A 16,678-nucleotide genomic window follows, 5' to 3' on the forward strand; every position below is an offset into this window, starting at 1 on the left:
CTTTGATAAAAAGTATTGTCTTTTTATAGATCGTGAGCACCACACAGACCATCCATAAGCACCTGATTATACAGAGTCAGCAGGGAGACCAGGCGGCCATGTCGTCACTTTATGGCCTCTATGCAAAGGCGATGTATAACATATGTCGACGGATGATGGGTGATGAGGAAGAGGCAAAGGACTTGCTTCAGGAATCGTTTATTGATGCTTTCCAGAAGCTGCCATCGCTTAGAGAAGTGAACACATTTAGCTCATGGATCAAGCGAATTGTGATCAATAATTGCATTAATGCGATTCGCAAGAAGAAATTGGATACAGCTCAGTTAGAAGAAAATGCTGATTTTGTAGAGGAAGAGGAAGATGATTTTGAGTATACGCAGTTTCAGGCAGCACAGATCATGCAGGTTATAGATCTCTTGCCGGAAGGCTGCAAGACTGTATTGAATCTATATCTGTTTGAAGGTTATGATCATAAAGAGATTGGCGAAATTTTAGGCGTGTCGGAATCAGCTTCGAAAGCGCAGTATTGTAAGGCGAAAGCAAGGATAAGGAAACTATTAGTTGAAGAAAGGAGTCAAAATGCGGGATAGTCTAAAAGAACATATCGAGAACAATATGGAAGATTTTGAGCTCTATCCTTTTGATACTGAGAAAGGATGGAACGAAATCTCCGGGATAATTCCTTCAGAGTCAAGAAAGAATGACCCCTGGCAGGTTATTGGAAAAGTAGCATGCTTTGCATTTGTGATAGCAGGAGCCATTTTCTTCATGAACCCACAGTCTAAAGCAAGCAATGAATTGGCAGAGTTGGAAAGTTACTATAATGGTGAGATCAATCAGAAAATCACTCTGGTAAAAAGCAAGCTGAAGGATGACAGAATTTTGAAGGATTTGCAATTGATGGATCTGGCATTCGCAGAGCTAAAGGCAGACCTAAAGGATAATGTGGACAATCAGGAGGTAATCACCGCCATGATGGAAAACTATCAGTTGAAGCTGCAGATTTTGGAACAAATATTATCGGAGCTGGAAAAAGAGAAGAGTGAAGAAGTGCTTTAACATATTATTAAGCTTATTTATTGCTGTACCACTTTTGGCACAAGTGAGGCAGGAGCGTGATTTCAAACGCTCTTTTGCCGTTCCTGAAAATGCCAAAGTAGAGGTGGTGAGCAAATACGGTGAGGTGATCGTGCGCACCTGGAATCACGACTCTGTGCGGTTTGAAGTTCTCGTAAGAGCGGAAGGAAAAAATTCCGCTGCGGTTGCAAAATCCATGTCACGTGTGGAGGTGAAATTTCGAAAAGTTGGGAGCGTGATTTCAGCTGTTACAGAAATTGGGAGTTCAGGTGGATTTTTTGGAAGTGTAGTTAGCGAAGTGGAAGGAGCCATCGGCAGTAACAAACTGAAAGTCGATTATCAGGTGTGGCTGCCTAAAAACGTAATGTTAAGCGTCGAAAATAAGTACGGAGACCTGTACATGACCAACTTAGAAGGAAGAGTGGACCTGAATATTTCTCATGGAGATATCAAAGCCAATAATCTAACAGAGTCACTCAATCTTAAGCATAGTTTCGGCAAGGCCTCATTCGGGAAATTGAAAGATGGGATTTTCACTCTGCGAGGGTCAGAAATCCGAATAGACGAGGCACAGAATCTAAATATTGAAAGTGGAAGCTCTGAAATAAGAGTAGACAAAATCGGAAGGATTCAATTCAACTCAAGAAACGATAAAATCCATTTACTGGAAGCAAACGAAATTATGTGTGAGGGATCTTTTACCAACCTCACCTCCGATCTATTGACTGGCTCAGCTAGGCTAGATTTCAGCTATGGAGACATCTATCTGAGCCGAATCGTAAAAGACTTTAATAGCATAGATATCACTGGAAAATCCACAGATATAAATCTTATTTTAAACCAGGCTTCATACATCAAAACCTACATCAAAGGGCCGGAGGATCAGATGATTTTACCCAATAGCATGCTTACCATGCAAAAGGAATTGTTTGCAAATGAAGGCAAGATTTCGCTTTCCGGTTTTGTTGGAAACACCAACAGCCGTCACAGTCAGTTGATTGTGGAGGCAGACGGGGGAGAGTTGATTGTAGCCATAAAGGAAACTCCTATTTTCGTAGATAGAGACTAAGCACCGTCACCACCGGAAGCCCATGAAACAACTCCTACTTGTCTTTTTCTCCCTGACCATTATTTCCGCTTCAGGCCAGCAGTTGTACGAAAAGTCCTCAGGCCTCAGACTTGGACACACTTCAGGGATCACTTACAAAAAATTCATCAACGAAGATGAAGCAGTGGAAATGATCCTAAGTGGACGAAATGAAGGTATGCAGTTTACCGCACAGTACCTGTTTCATGAGCCAATGGAGTTTTCATTCAATGATCGATTTTATCTTCATTACGGTATTGGTGGGCATGTGGGGTACGAGAAATTTGATGATATCTCCAAAATACTTTCCAATGCCGCCGGTGATGCATTCTTGTATGAGGAGAAAAGCTTCTTTGCAATGGGAGTGGATGCCAGTCTGGGCCTTGAGTATCGGTGGCTAGAAGTGCCAGCTACATTTGGCTTTGATATCAAACCCTACTTCAATTTCATTGGTATGCGACACACCAAAGCAAGGTTTTGGGATGCAGCGATTTCTTTCAAATATGTTTTCTGATATGAAGAAGTTAGCGTACCTCATCCTTATATTTTGCACTGTCACCTCCTTTGGTCAGCGATACATGGATACCAATGATCCTAAGGATGAAGAAGTGAAATCGCTCCTAAGTAAAAAAAATGACCTCAATGCTTTTGGTGCTCTCGATTTGAAAATAGGTGACTTGATGGGCGAGCGTGGCATGCTGGTTGGGGCGTACGGAGGTTTCATTATAAACAGAAGATACTTATTTGGAGTAGCAGGGTACGGGCTGGTTACCGCCATTGAGTTTGATGGGTTAGTACCAGGTCAAACAGAACCAAAACAGTTAAATCTTCACGGCGGATATGGAGGAATTTTAATAGGGGGCACTATTGCGCCAAGAGAACTTATTCATATCAGCATTCCAGTAGTCTTAGGGGCTGGCACAATGGAGGTGGTAGACAAAGATTACTTTGTGAATAACCCAGCTGACTCAGAGTTCACAATTGAAAACTCAGTGTTTTTTGTAGCAGAGCCAGGGATTGAAGTGGAATTCAATATTACAAAATACTTCCGGCTAGGCGCAGGAATGACGTACAGATATATTTCCGGAACAGAACTGGAAAATGTAAAGGATGAAGACGTCTCGGGCACCACGGCGATGATTAGTTTTCGATTTGGCAGGTTCTAGGGGTAATTAACTTTGGGAAGTATCAAAAACGAATTATCTTCTCATTGTGAAACTCACCAATCTCACATGGATTTTGATTTGTGTTTTGATTTCTGGTCAGGTTCTCTCCCAGAACGGTCAGGGTCGTGAGCAAATATTAAAGCTGCTTACCGAAGCACAAGATGACCTATATGATGATCCCAACGAGAGTTTAGAAAGATCACAAGAGGCTCTGAGCCTTGCTGAAAAAATTAACAATGATTCACTAAAAGCCGCCGCACTCAATCGGATTGGCAATGCCCATTGGTCCCTGGGAAATCAAATGGATGCCATCGAGTCTCTTCAAAAATCTTTGCAACTATCAGAAACGAATAATTTCGAAGAGCTGGTAGCAAAGAATTATGGTAACATTGGAAATGTTTACAATGCAGTAGGGTTCAATCTGGATGCTATTAACTATTATCGATTAGAGCTTGGCATTCAGGAAAAGTATCAGCGATCACGAAGGCTTTTTGCAGTTTACAACAATATTGCTCGTGCTTTTTTTAATCTGAATCAATATGATTCGGCACACTACTACTTGAACAAAGCAGAGAACAAACTTGAAGATTCTTTCATTCACCTTTCCCCTATTCTTTATTCAAATATGGCCGAGACCTATCTGAAGCAGGGGAAATTGGATATAGCTGACTCGCTGCTTGAGCTCACCCATACCACCTCCAAAAAATATGATATTAAGCGGACGAGCCTGATAGCGAATCAGCTAAAGGCGGAGTTGGAACGAAAGAAAGGAGATGCAGCTCATGCTTTGGAGCATGCCATTTTAGCTAGTGAGATGGCGACCGAAATGGGCGTAAAGGAGCTTATCTATATCTCAAGCAAGACCCTTGCGAATTGCTACGGAGATTTGGGCGAATATCAAAAAGCATATGAAAACCAAATAAGGTATGAGGTATACAAAGACAGTGTACAAAACGCTCAGGTTAGAAATGAGCTTGAGTTGCTAGCTTATTACCAACGACTGTTTAGGCTGAGAGTTCTGGAAGAAAAAAATCAAATCAGCACCACACTCGCTGAGCAGAGACAATTTATCATTCAGGGACTGGTGGTTGCCCTTGTGATCGCTGCTGTTTTGATCACCATCATTGTGCTTGTGGTGAGGGAAATTGGCAGGCAAAAGAAGGAGCTTGAAAAGCTAAATGCGTTCAAGACCAAAATATTCGCTATTGTCTCGCACGATTTGAAGTCCCCCATTCAATCTGTATCTTCAGTGATAGAAATGTTTAACCAGAAACTGATTAGCAAGGAAGAGATAGAGCCTCATTTACCGGAGGTGAGAGAGAAAACTTCTAACCTACTTAATCTTTTAAACAACATCTTTCAATGGGCTGAGGGCCAGATGGAGGGAGAAAATTTGCAGAGAGAAACCTTTGAATTGAACTACGTAATTATAGAGCTGGAGGATGAGTTGCGAGAACGGCTGGAGGAAAAGAAAATTGAGCTGGTATATGATCGAAATAGTACCATCAGCCTTCATTCTAACAGAGGCATAGTTCGTATTTTATTGAGGAACTTGCTGGTAAACGCTATCAAATTTTCCAATAAAAACTCCAAGGTGGAAATCAGTGCTGTGAAGGGTGATCAGGTGACAGTGATTGAGGTGATTGATCAGGGCGTTGGTATCTCAGAGGAAATGCAGGAGAGTATTTTTACAGGGGGATTAACAAGTACAGATGGAACGGCGGGAGAAACAGGAAATGGTCTGGGACTTGCACTTTGCTTCGATTTTGTAAAAGGGCTAGGTGGTAAAATGGAGGTTGAAAGTGAGCTGGGTAAGGGTTCGGTATTTAGAGTTATTCTGAACGATCAATCTTCTGACCTATAACCGTCTGAGGCTTTCCGTAAATATCTCTAAAGCCAATTAGAAAAAGATCTCCACCATCCTTCAGCTTCCATTTTTTCTTCAATTCGCTCGCATTCAAGGGGTAATTTCTGGTAATCACATTGATCTTTCCTTTGTCGGCATAGCGAGAAATGTTCTTTTTGTTAGCAGTGGCAATTACCTCGAAAGTTCTACCTGGGAAACTGCTAACCTGGCTGTCTGATGTATAAAGGTGTGTGTTATCACCAAGTTTACATAGTCCAAAATCCTCCGAAATCCTCTTAAACGCTCCTGCCTTCATCACCGAACTGTTAGGTTCGAGGAGGTATTTATTGAGCATGCCGTATGCTACCTTCGAGTTGGATTCATTACCTGAGAAGAAGGCGTAATTAGGCTGGTTTGTTTGAAGATTTGCAGCGATGATTTGCACATTGCTTCTGGATTCAAAATCGAGTAAAAGAAGGATTTCCTTGCAGTCATTTTTCACCGAAACGATGTGAATTTCTTGAATCCCGTTTACGGTTGATGTGATAGCCTGTAAATCCAGAATTGGAGAAAACTTCACCAATGTCTTGTGTCCTTTCGTTTTAAGCAATGGAAGAATCTCAATCAAATTGGGAGAACAATCCTCAATGCGAAAAACTCTGTTTTTATGAATATCTCTTCTAGCCGGATCAATGTAAAAAGTGGTGTCGGTAGTATTATCATCAAATCGGGAAAGGAATGATTCTGCGGATTCATTTACAACTTCGATTTCTTTACCAAGAGTTTGAGCATTGTGTTTGAAAACTTCACATAATTCAGCTTGCTCTTCAACATAAGTTGTTCTTTCAAACTTTTCACTTAAGGCAATGCAGTCAATGCCCATGCCTCCTGTGAGGTCAATAAGATGTTTACCATGAATAAGTTCTTGCTTGTAGTGACACGTTGATTCTGAGGAGGCCTGTTCGATCGAGAGAGCAGGGGGCATTATAAGGTCAAAATCCTCAGCCCAATCAGCGAGTTTGTTTTTTGCTTTCTGTCTAGACTGGATTTGATCAGCAATTTCCTTGATGTACTCCTTAAACTCACCAGGAGGATTCAGAATCAGCTTTTTCGGATCGGAATCCGCGTTTTCACGAATGAATTCCTTCACATCTTTCTGCAAGAGAAGATCAAGCTGATTCATCGACCTTAATACACGAGGCTGTGTGCCAGCATGTACTCAGCTATCTGAATGGTATTGGTGGCAGCACCTTTTCTCAAGTTATCAGAAACTACCCACATGTTTAATGTTTTAGGTTGAGTTTCATCTCGCCGGATTCTACCCACAAACACATCGTCCTTGTCATGAGCACTTAATGGCATTGGATACTCATTCTTTGAGGGGTCATCCACCACAGTTACACCCGGTGCTTTTGAAAGTAGTGAATAAACCTGCTCTAGTGTATATTCATTTTCGAACTCTACATTGATTGCTTCAGAATGACCACCAATGGTTGGAATCCGAACACATGTGGATGTTACTTTGATCGAATCATCACCCATGATTTTCATGGTTTCCTTTACCATTTTCATCTCCTCTTTGGTATATCCATTTTCCTGAAATACATCAATATGAGGAAGGGCATTCATATCAATTTTATGAGGATATACTTTTTGAATGTCTTTACCACTTCGTTCCCCTTCGAGCTGATCTACTGCTCCCTTTCCGGATCCCGTCACAGACTGATACGTGGATACAACAATTCGCTTGATTTTAAATGCATCGTGCAGTGGTTTCAATGCTACCACCATTTGGATGGTTGAGCAATTCGGGTTGGCGATGATTCGATCATCAATTCGGAGCACATCTCCGTTTACCTCCGGTACCACGAGTTTTTTACTTGCGTCCATTCTCCAGGCAGATGAATTGTCAATGACCACCGTGCCTACTTCGGCAAACTTTGGAGCGAATTCTAAAGAAACTGAACCACCCGCTGAGAATAAAGCTATGTCCGGTTTTGCAGCTATAGCATCCTCCATAGACAGAATGGTATATTCTTTTCCATTGTAAGAAATGGATTTACCCACCGATCGCTCAGATGCCACTGGCAAGAGCTCATCAACAGGGAAATTTCTTTCGGACATGATTTGGAGCATTTTCTGGCCTACAAGCCCACTTGCTCCTACTACTGCAACCTTCATAATAGCTTTAAATCTTGAACAATTATTCTAATGCAAAACTACTACATTTAACCTGTGACAATTATAAGAATGATGAGAAGTGCTTTGATTCTGATTTGTGTGGCTGCCGGATTTTCGTTGTATGGCCAGTATGAAGACGATTTTGAAGATGAGACTCTTGGAAGCACTCCAGATATGTTCAATCCTGCCTTAGGGGGTGATATCAGCAGTTTTTTATTGGTTGATGAAGGTGGTGATAAGCAGTTACGTTCAAATGCTGGGTCTGGTGCGCAAGATTATTATCTTTCTATTCCATCAAATCAAATTGATAATTCAACATGGGAATTCTTTATTGATTTAAAGTTTAATCCATCAGGGGTCAATTATGTTGATGTTTATCTCGTTGCAGATCAAAGCAACTTAACTTCAGTTCAAAATGGGTATTTTGTAAGAATTGGAGATAGTGAAGACTGGATTGCCTTTCATAAAATTGTTGGTGGTAGTGTTTCAAGCGCACTTATAAGTACTCCTGAAGATATTTTAAATAATAGCTCTAGTAAGCCTTTTAAAATTCAGGTTAGCAGAGATGGACTAGGTAATTGGGAACTCTTTACAGATGAGGGTTCGACTGGAACTTTCACTTCGGTTGGAACGGTGACAGATACTGATGTAACTTCTAGCTCTGTGTTTGGATTTCTTGTTGTCCAATCATCAGCTGCTAGTGTGGTGAACAACCACTTTTTTGATGATTTTTATGTTGGGCCTACCCCAACTGATATGGAACCTCCAACCATCCAGTCTGTCACGGCCATTTCTGAGACCCAGGTAGATGTGAAATTCAGTGAAAATGTAGATGAAACCTCTTCTCAAGACTCAGGTAATTATGCAATTGATGGTGAGGTGGCTGTGAATAGTGCGGTAAGAGATGGAAGCGACAACTCGCTTGTTCATTTGACAACTTCTACTCTTGATAATGGAAGCACATACACGATCACGATCAATAATGTGGAAGATGAGAATACGAATCCAATTGATACGGATAGTGAAGCAACCTTTGATTACATCGTTACTGAAACAGCAGAACCAGGTGATATTGTGATTAATGAGTTTATGGCTGACCCTACTCCAGCAACTTCATTTCCAAATATTGATTTTATCGAGTTGGTAAACGTTTCAGATAAGTACCTACAACTCTCCGGATGGACCATAAAAGACAATTCCGTGTCTGGTATTTCTGATGCTTTTGGCAATTACATATTTGAACCGGGTGAGTATCTTATAATCACTGATATTGATTTTGCGGTTGACTTCTCCATATTTGGGGAGGTTCTTGGGGTTGATAATTTCCCTAACCTAAATTCTACAGGCGAGGATCAGATTATAATCAGAGATGCGTCGGAATCAACTCTGGCTGAGCTTACCTATTCAAGTAGCTTTCTGGAGGACGCTATAACCTTAGAGCTTATCAACCCAAATGATCCATGTCTTTCTATTGCTAGCTATGCGTTATCCACAGATCCCTTAGGCGGCACACCAGGCACTCAAAACTCAGTATTTGATGATACACCGGATACAAGTGCGCCTACCATTCAATCTTACAGTTTTAGCAATAGCCTCACAATCAATTTCTCTGAAAGGATGGATGCAGCCAGCTTATCGTCCGGCTCTTATTCGGTTTCTGATGGATTGACAATTGATCAGGTCAATATGGTTGGTGAGTTTCCATTATCCATTGAAGTCACCTTCGTTGAAGCAGTAGAGCAAGGAGTTTTGTATGAATTCACCATCTCCAATGTGTCTGATTGTTCTGGTAATCTCCTCGAGGAGACCACCATCAAGTTTGGCTTAGGAAGATCTCCATCATTTAATGAGCTCATAATCACAGAAGTGATGTTTGATCCGGACCCACAAAGAGAGCTTCCGGAAGCAGAATACATTGAAATCTTAAATGCGACAAGTGAAATTCTTAGTTCGGATGGTATCTCATTGACGGACGCTACAAAAACGATCGATTTGCCTTCGCGAACACTAAGTCCTGGGGAATACTATGTGTTGACTACAACTTCGGCCTCATCAGAATTTACAAATAATGCCATCGGCGTTTCAGGATTTCCGTCTCTCAACAATTCAGGTGAGCACTTAACGCTTAGCATGGGATCGGAATTGATTTTTTCTTTGGAGTATGACCCTGATTGGCATGAAGAGGACAAATCAGATGGAGGTGTATCTCTTGAGATGCGAGATGTGACCAATCCTTGCCTGGAAAATGGAAATAACTGGACAAGCTCACAGGATGTTCGAGGAGGCACACCGGGAATGCCAAACTCAATATCGGAAGTTATTCCGGATAATTTCGGACCTGAAATAGTTTCAGCTGTCGCGTTTGCTCAAGATTCAATTCGCGTGGAGTTTGATGAAAAAATTGATCCTAAAAGTGCGAATATGGCTATCATTTCACTTAGTCCTTCATTGCCTATCGATCAGGTGTCCTTTGATTTGTTTAGTCCAAAATCCCTTACCATCGCACTGGAAGAGTCACTAGCAGAAAGTGCCCCTTATACCTTAAATGTTGAGAATGTTACAGATTGCTCTGGAAACGAAATTCAGCAAGGAGAAACAGTTTTCGCCCTTCCGGTATTAGCTGAAGAAAATGAAATAAAACTAAGCGAGGTACTTTTCAATCCTCGCCCCAATGGGGTTGATTTCGTGGAGCTATACAATGATTCAGATAAATACATAAGCCTGAAAGGTTGGCAGCTTGCTCGTCTGGTTGAGGGAGAAGTAGATGCTCCAAAGATTTTGGCGGAAGAGGAGCTTGTAATTTCTCCCGAAGAATTCCTTGTGTTCACTTCCAGTTCTTCTATTACTCTATCCAATTATCCTAAAGCGGTGAACCTTGTGGAGATTAGTTCACTACCATCGTACAATGATGATGAAGGGACTGTCCTACTCCTCTCCCCCGATGATGAGATTATGGATCAATTTGATTATTCAGATGACTACCATTATGACCTGCTTAAAAGTGTGGAAGGAGTCTCTTTGGAAAGAGTCTCTTATGAGGAGTCTTCCAATAATCCCAACAATTGGCGCTCTGCCGCCAGTACGGAAGGCTTTGCTACACCAGGCTATGTAAATTCTCAGTCATTTACCTCGGAGGCTGCAAAAGGAAGGGTAACTGCAGATCCAGAGGTTTTTATTCCTGGCAATAGTGGCTCTGGTCGAGACTTCACCACTATCAACTATCAGTTTGAGCAGGCCGGAAAATTTGCCAATGTGAACATTTATGATCAGCTAGGTAGGCATGTAAAGAACCTTGCACGAGGAGCCTCTCTTTCTACATCAGGATTTTTGAGGTGGGATGGTGATACGGATGATGGAAAAATGGCACGAATGGGTTACTATTTGATCATTTTTGAAATATATGATAGTAGCGGAAACTCTGAAATTATCAAGGAAACGGTTGTCGTGGGTCGCGATTTTTAATCAAGATTTGTCGATTTAGGATTTATCCAATTATTTATTGTGAGTCAGGCTGAGTATTTTCGCTTGATTTTACGTTTTAGCATTTTAAACTTCACCTGCCATGAGCGAAAAGACAAGATATTCTGATGAGGAACTAAAGGAATTCGAAGAGTTAATCCTTCAAAAGCTAGCAAAAGCCAAAGAAGAACTTAACACTTTGAAATCTTCGTTGACGCGTGAGTCTGATGATAGTGGAGATAGTTTTTCATCAGTTAAAACACTGGAAGACGGAGCAGATACAGCCGAGAAAGAGCACCTAAGCCAGTTGGCTGGCCGTCAGCAAAAATTCATCAACAACCTTGAGAATGCGCTCATTCGGATCAAGAACGGAACATATGGGATTTGTGTGGATACCGGTAAATTGATCTCAAAAGAAAGATTAAAAGCAGTGCCTCACACCACCCAAAGTATCGACGCTAAGCTGAACAGACAGGCTTAATGAACTATCTGGCCAATCATATACAAGCTCTTGTTTTTTGCTCTCCCAAGCCTATCACTGAAGAGGAAATTCAGGATTGCTTAAAGGAGATGTTCGATGCAGATGTACCAGGAGACGACATTGCTGCTGGACTGTCTGCTATCGAAGAGAAGTTTAAAAATGATGATTTCGCGATGGAGTTGGTGAAATCAGGTGGAGGCTATCAGTTTCTAACCAAGCCAGCTTATCAGGCGAGTATTGGCATCTTACTGAAACAGCAATCTAAAAAACGGCTATCAAATTCTGCACTGGAAACACTTTCTATCATTGCGTATAAGCAGCCAATTACAAAAAGTGAAGCGGAGCAGATTAGAGGGGTAAGCTGTGATTATTCCATCCAAAAACTGTTGGAAAAAGAATTGGTGGAGGTGAAAGGAAAATCTGATGGAGTAGGACGACCAATCCTTTATGGCACAAGCCAAAAATTCATGGATTATTTTGGCATTAATGATCTAAAGGAGCTACCTACGCCTAAGGACTTCACCACCGAGGAAAATACCATCGGTGAAGAAAAAGAATAAAGTCAGTACTGACTTGTATCTCAATGAAAAGACCCAACAAAAAGGAGATAACCAAACCCACTGAGATTCGATTAAATCGATTTGTTGCCAACGCTGGTGTCTGCTCGAGAAGAGAGGCTGACAATCTTATTGCCCTTGGTAAAATAAAGGTTAATGGGAAAGTGGTGACGGAAATGGGTTACAAGGTAAAAAAAACGGACATAGTTGAGTATAAAGGGCAAAAGCTCAAATCAGAAACTCATCAGTACGTTTTGCTAAATAAGCCACGAGGGTTTGTGACCACCATGAAGGATCCGCATGCGAAGCGCACAGTGATGGATTTGGTTTCAAAAGCCTGTGAGGAGCGAATCTATCCCGTGGGCCGACTGGACAAGGAGACTACCGGACTATTACTCTTTACTAATGATGGTGAAACAGCCAAAAAGCTTACTCACCCCTCGCACAAGGTGAAAAAAATCTATCAGGTAGAGCTCGATAAACCGATCACCAAAGAAGATTTCGATACGATTTTGAATGGTATCACTCTGGAAGATGGCCCGGCAACTGTCAATGAGCTAGCCATACTGGGAGATGACAATAAAATCCTTGGTGTTGAAATCCATATTGGCCGCAACAGAATTGTCAGACGCATTTTTGAGCACCTTGGCTATAAGGTTAAGAAACTTGACCGTGTTATGTTCGCCTCACTAACCAAGAAAAACTTGCCCAGGGGAAAATACAGACACCTCAGCCCTAAGGAGGTTATGGGAATCAAGGGGATTAAATAATCACTTCATGGTATTTTGAATGTAGCTGATAATCGAATCATTGGCTATGATTTTGTAATGCCCAAGCCCTTTTACATGCACAAACGAGGCATGAGGCCAGGCTCTCTCGAGCTCTTCTCCTTTTGTAAAAGGAATCACCTGGTCTTGTTCACAATAAAACAGATGGGTATCGATGTTCTTCAGGTCATTAAATTTTATTCGCAAATCAAAATAGTCAATAGGCTGGTGGTACCTTTCCTTCACTAAACCACTCATTGCTTCATACACTGCATTATTACACCCCGTATCACTCACAATATCCTTAAAAAAGTATCGAACATAAGGAGGTGCTGCTATTGCATAAAAATGTTTAGGGTGCAATGCTGATCCTAATTCACTAAGTGCAATCCCTGAAGCCAACGCGCCTATAGAGTGACCAACTACCGCTTCATAGGGACCATGTTTAGCAATATGTTTTTTTATGATGTCCCTAAACTCCGGAAGAGCAGTATGCTTGCCCTGAGAATTTCCATGTGCTCGCATATCTATAGCTTCTACTTGGTACCCGGCTGAAGAGAGCACTTTGATCATTCTTCTAAAATCCGCTGCTTTAGATCGCCACCCGTGGCATAATAAAATCTTTTTCTCACCCTCACCCCATTTATAAGATTTGATCAAATCTCCCTGATAGTTGGTTTGGCTGGTAATAGCTTTTGATATGATGCTTTTCTGAGGTTCTGAAAAGTTTACTCTGCCAGGCATAGTAAAATAATGCCAGATAATTTCAGCTGATTTCTTTGGTGAGGCATGCTGCAATACCGCCAATCCCTTTTTGATCAACTCAATTTTCCAATTTGTTTTAGGTGGACGTTCAGCTGGTCTGCTGATGTCTTCTCCTTTTATTTCAATATGTGTTACCATCGTAGTAATATACCAAACGGTATTTTAAGTGATAAATTTTTTTAAGTACTGATTTCTTTAATCTGTTTACGAACAAATCTTTTCACAAATTCAAAGGATCTTCCATCTCCCTCAATTCTGGATAATGAGATTACTCCTTCGATTGTTGAATAAAAAAAGTTTGCAAATTCTTCTGCGTCTGTTTCCTTCTTTATTTGTCCTTCAATGATTCCTCTGTTGATCATTTTAATGACCGAATCCTTTAACAAAGCTATAGATCTGATAACCTTAGAGCGCAAAAACGGTAAGCTGTCGTCTGCTTCTATTGAGGAGTTAAGCACTGGGCAACCACCTGGAATTGGCGGTTTGGTGATATATTCCTCATAAAAGTCTATAATAGCGTTCAACTTCTCCGGAGCGGTACTTTTAGCTCTTACACGCTTGGCAATCTCTCCAGACACTATTTCCACGCCTCGTTCAAATGCTGCAGTAGCTACCTCATCTTTGTTTTTGAAGTTACCATAAATGGCACCCTTTGTAATACCAGTGGCAGCAGTGATATCCGAAATAGATGCAGCAGCATATCCCTTAGTATTGAAAATGGGGAGTGCTTTATCAATAATCAGCTGTCGAGTATGTTCTGGATTTCGTGCCATAAATGCAAATATACCGATTGGTATATTAAATACGAAAGTTAATTTATAAAGTTTCTAAAATAGTATGCATGCATACTATTTTAATGATTTGAAATTATCTTCGAGATTCAAACAGGTGTCAATGAGTCTGATGATGTATTTGAGAGAAGCCGCAAACAGAAAAACTCAAAATCTGTTCGTCAGTCGGAAGATAGCAGTATCTTTAAATGGAGTTGATTGCAATAAAAAAAGCCACCCTAAAGAGAGTGGCTTGGTCAAAAGTGGTGCTGAGTGGATTCGAACCACCGACTCACGGATTTTCAGTCCGATGCTCTACCAACTGAGCTACAGCACCAAATTTTGGGTTGGCAAAAGTAGGTATTTCTTTGAAAAGGCAAAATTTAAATTGAAGTTCGTAGCAGGAATTTTTTAAACATTATGGAATATATCCCTCAAATCGTATTTGTGCTGGTCGCCGGTTTCTTTGGATTTCTCATTTTTCGAAGAATCAGGCAGATATCCAGCAATATTAAATTAGGTAAGGATGTAGATCTTTCGGGTAATAAAAGTGAGAGGTTAAAGAACATGATTCTAGTGGCATTTGGTCAGAAGAAAATGTTCAAGAGACCTGTGCCAGCTTTTTTGCACTTACTCATTTATGTGGGATTTATTCTTATCAATATTGAAGTGCTGGAAATCATCATAGATGGAATCTTTGGAACCCATCGAGTAGCGGCTCCAGTTTTAGGAGGTGTTTACACAGGGATGATCAACTTTTTTGAGTTTCTGGCAGTCGGTGTTCTATTTTCCTGCATTGTCTTTCTTATTAGAAGAAACATTCTACGGATCAATCGATTTAAGAAAATCGAGATGGTTGGATGGCCATCTCTGGATGCAAACCTGATCTTAATCATTGAATCAGCACTGATGATTGCGATTTTGGGAATGAACGGTGCAGATCAAATTCTTCAAACCCGTGGAGCAAATCACTATATTGAAACCGGGTCTTTTTATTTCAGCTCTGCCATGTTTTCGTGGCTTGACCAATTGGATACATCTTCGCTGATCTTTGTGGAAAGAGCTGCCTGGTGGTTTCATATTGTGGGAATTTTTGCATTCGCTCTGTATGTAACTTATTCAAAGCATCTGCATATTTTTCTTGCGTTCCCCAACACTTACTATAGTCGATTAGACCCTAAGGGGAAAATGGACAACATGAATGAAATCACCAACGAGGTGAAAATGATGCTGGGCATGCCTGTAGAAGGAGACAATGCTCCCCCGCCAGAGGGCATGCGTTTTGGAGCCAAAGATGTAAATGATCTTACCTGGAAAAATTTGATGGATGCCTATTCTTGCACCGAGTGCGGAAGGTGTACCTCTGAGTGTCCGGCTAATCTGACAGGCAAAAAATTGTCTCCAAGAAAAATCATGATGGACACCCGTGACAGGCTTGAGGATGTAGGGAAGAATGGATTGGATGATGGAAAATCACTACTTGGTGATTACATCACGAAAGAAGAAATAAACGCCTGCACTAACTGTAATGCCTGCGTGGAGGCCTGTCCTGTTAATATTAATCCACTGGATATCATTCTTCAAACAAGGAGGTATGTGGCGATGGAGGAGTCTGCAGCGCCTGATTCATGGAATGCTATGTTCCAAAATGTGGAGACAAATTTTGCGCCATGGAAGTTTGGAGTGCAGGATAGATTTAATTGGTCAAATGAACTAAAAGAAGGAAAATGAGCGAAATACAAATACCAACCGTAGCTGATCTTGTTGCAAAAGGCGAAAAGCCAGATGTGCTTTTTTGGGTAGGCTGTGCCGGATCTTACGACGATAGATACAAAAACGTAACAAAGGCCTTTGTAAAAATCCTGAACAAGGTGGGAGTGAAGTTTGCCGTACTCGGCCCAGAAGAAACCTGCACAGGAGACCCTGCTCGTAGGGCTGGAAATGAGTTCCTTTTCCAAATGCAGGCGATGGCAAACATTCAGGTGCTCAATGGTTATGAGATTCAAAAAATTGTAACTGCATGCCCTCATTGCTTTAACACGCTGAAAAATGAATACCCCGAGCTAGGTGGAAACTATGATGTTATTCATCACTCGCAGTTCTTGCAAGAACTGATCAATGAAGGCAAGGTAGAGCTTAAAGGTGGAGGAGAGTTCAAAGGGCGTAAAATTACTTATCATGATTCATGCTTCCTTGGCAGAGCCAATAATGTCTATTCAGCACCTCGAGCAGTTTTGGAGGCGCTTGATGCTGAGCTTGTGGAGATGAAAAGATGCCGAACCAAGGGGCTTTGCTGTGGAGCTGGCGGTGCTCAGATGTTTAAAGATGCAGAGCCAGGTAATAAAGAAATAAACATTGAGCGAACCGAGGAGGCATTGGAAACGAAAGCGGATACCATTGCAGTAGCATGCCCATTTTGCATGACAATGATGTCTGACGGGGTGAAGAATAAAGAGAAAGAAGATTCCGTGAAAGTGAAGGATCTGGCGGAACTCATTGCAGAATCAGAAGGTTTGGATTGA

16 protein-coding genes and 1 tRNA gene are annotated in these 16,678 nt (G+C 41.3%); 12 read left to right on the plus strand and 5 right to left on the minus strand.

The window, feature by feature from the left end:
• Positions 1-32 precede the first annotated feature (32 nt).
• The 6 genes from ACEQZT_RS08000 to ACEQZT_RS08025 are packed head-to-tail and all read left to right on the plus strand — an operon-like array spanning position 33 to position 5,194.
• A complete protein-coding gene (locus ACEQZT_RS08000) occupies positions 33-590 on the plus strand; it encodes an RNA polymerase sigma factor (RefSeq protein WP_370088909.1) in 558 nt (185 codons plus the stop codon).
• Complete coding sequence (locus tag ACEQZT_RS08005; protein ID WP_370088910.1) at positions 580-1,059, plus strand: hypothetical protein; 480 nt, start codon at positions 580-582, stop codon at positions 1,057-1,059. Before ACEQZT_RS08000 ends, ACEQZT_RS08005 begins: the two co-directional genes overlap by 11 nt.
• The gene (locus ACEQZT_RS08010) at positions 1,043-2,146 is read left to right on the plus strand and encodes a hypothetical protein (protein ID WP_370088911.1); all 1,104 of its coding nucleotides are present in this window, start codon (positions 1,043-1,045) and stop codon (positions 2,144-2,146) included. Before ACEQZT_RS08005 ends, ACEQZT_RS08010 begins: the two co-directional genes overlap by 17 nt.
• Before the next feature lie 22 nt (positions 2,147-2,168).
• Complete coding sequence (locus ACEQZT_RS08015; protein ID WP_370088912.1) at positions 2,169-2,678, plus strand: hypothetical protein; 510 nt, start codon at positions 2,169-2,171, stop codon at positions 2,676-2,678.
• 1 nt (position 2,679) lies between these two features.
• Positions 2,680-3,330 (plus strand): hypothetical protein, encoded by a 651-nt coding sequence (locus ACEQZT_RS08020; RefSeq protein ID WP_370088913.1) that lies wholly within the window; start codon positions 2,680-2,682, stop codon positions 3,328-3,330.
• Between the two features lie 46 nt (positions 3,331-3,376).
• Positions 3,377-5,194: an ATP-binding protein gene (locus ACEQZT_RS08025; protein WP_370088914.1), complete on the plus strand. Its 1,818-nt coding sequence runs from the start codon at positions 3,377-3,379 to the stop codon at positions 5,192-5,194.
• Here the strand turns inward: ACEQZT_RS08025 and ACEQZT_RS08030 are convergent.
• Positions 5,163-6,359, minus strand: coding sequence for an RsmD family RNA methyltransferase (locus tag ACEQZT_RS08030; RefSeq protein ID WP_370088915.1), 1,197 nt, complete (start codon positions 6,357-6,359; stop codon positions 5,163-5,165). The genes ACEQZT_RS08025 and ACEQZT_RS08030 overlap by 32 nt on opposite strands.
• Before the next feature lie 5 nt (positions 6,360-6,364).
• Positions 6,365-7,357, minus strand: coding sequence for an aspartate-semialdehyde dehydrogenase (locus ACEQZT_RS08035; RefSeq protein ID WP_370088916.1), 993 nt, complete (start codon positions 7,355-7,357; stop codon positions 6,365-6,367).
• 54 nt (positions 7,358-7,411) lie between these two features.
• Here ACEQZT_RS08035 and ACEQZT_RS08040 point away from each other — a divergent pair, with 54 nt between their 5' ends.
• The 4 genes from ACEQZT_RS08040 (at position 7,412) to ACEQZT_RS08055 (ending at position 12,624) form a co-directional block, all read left to right on the plus strand.
• Positions 7,412-10,819 carry a lamin tail domain-containing protein gene (locus ACEQZT_RS08040; RefSeq protein ID WP_372530145.1) on the plus strand — a complete coding sequence of 1,136 codons (3,408 nt, stop codon included), beginning with the start codon at positions 7,412-7,414 and terminating at the stop codon, positions 10,817-10,819.
• A gap of 100 nt (positions 10,820-10,919) precedes the next feature.
• On the plus strand, positions 10,920-11,297 hold the full coding sequence (locus ACEQZT_RS08045; RefSeq protein ID WP_370088918.1) for a TraR/DksA family transcriptional regulator: 378 nt from the start codon (positions 10,920-10,922) through the stop codon (positions 11,295-11,297).
• Positions 11,297-11,857 (plus strand): SMC-Scp complex subunit ScpB, encoded by a 561-nt coding sequence (scpB, locus tag ACEQZT_RS08050; protein ID WP_370088919.1) that lies wholly within the window; start codon positions 11,297-11,299, stop codon positions 11,855-11,857. Before ACEQZT_RS08045 ends, scpB begins: the two co-directional genes overlap by 1 nt.
• 23 nt (positions 11,858-11,880) lie before the next feature.
• Positions 11,881-12,624, plus strand: coding sequence for a pseudouridine synthase (locus tag ACEQZT_RS08055; RefSeq protein WP_370088920.1), 744 nt, complete (start codon positions 11,881-11,883; stop codon positions 12,622-12,624).
• Here the strand turns inward: ACEQZT_RS08055 and ACEQZT_RS08060 are convergent, their stop codons facing one another.
• The 3 genes from ACEQZT_RS08060 to ACEQZT_RS08070 all read right to left on the minus strand — a co-directional run bounded on the left by ACEQZT_RS08060 (position 12,625) and on the right by ACEQZT_RS08070 (position 14,493).
• A complete protein-coding gene (locus tag ACEQZT_RS08060; protein ID WP_370088921.1) occupies positions 12,625-13,524 on the minus strand; it encodes an alpha/beta fold hydrolase in 900 nt (299 codons plus the stop codon).
• Positions 13,525-13,565: 41 nt separating this feature from the next.
• The gene (locus tag ACEQZT_RS08065) at positions 13,566-14,159 is read right to left on the minus strand and encodes a TetR/AcrR family transcriptional regulator (RefSeq protein WP_370088922.1); all 594 of its coding nucleotides are present in this window, start codon (positions 14,157-14,159) and stop codon (positions 13,566-13,568) included.
• Positions 14,160-14,420: 261 nt separating this feature from the next.
• Positions 14,421-14,493, minus strand: a tRNA-Phe gene (locus ACEQZT_RS08070).
• Between the two features lie 83 nt (positions 14,494-14,576).
• Between ACEQZT_RS08070 and ACEQZT_RS08075 the strand changes: the two genes are divergently transcribed.
• On the plus strand, positions 14,577-15,887 hold the full coding sequence (locus ACEQZT_RS08075) for a 4Fe-4S dicluster domain-containing protein (RefSeq protein WP_370088923.1): 1,311 nt from the start codon (positions 14,577-14,579) through the stop codon (positions 15,885-15,887).
• On the plus strand, positions 15,884-16,678 hold the full coding sequence (locus ACEQZT_RS08080) for a (Fe-S)-binding protein (protein ID WP_370088924.1): 795 nt from the start codon (positions 15,884-15,886) through the stop codon (positions 16,676-16,678). Before ACEQZT_RS08075 ends, ACEQZT_RS08080 begins: the two co-directional genes overlap by 4 nt.

It is taken from the genome of Ekhidna sp., assembly GCF_964218185.1.
GTDB lineage: Bacteria > Bacteroidota > Bacteroidia > Cytophagales > Cyclobacteriaceae > Ekhidna.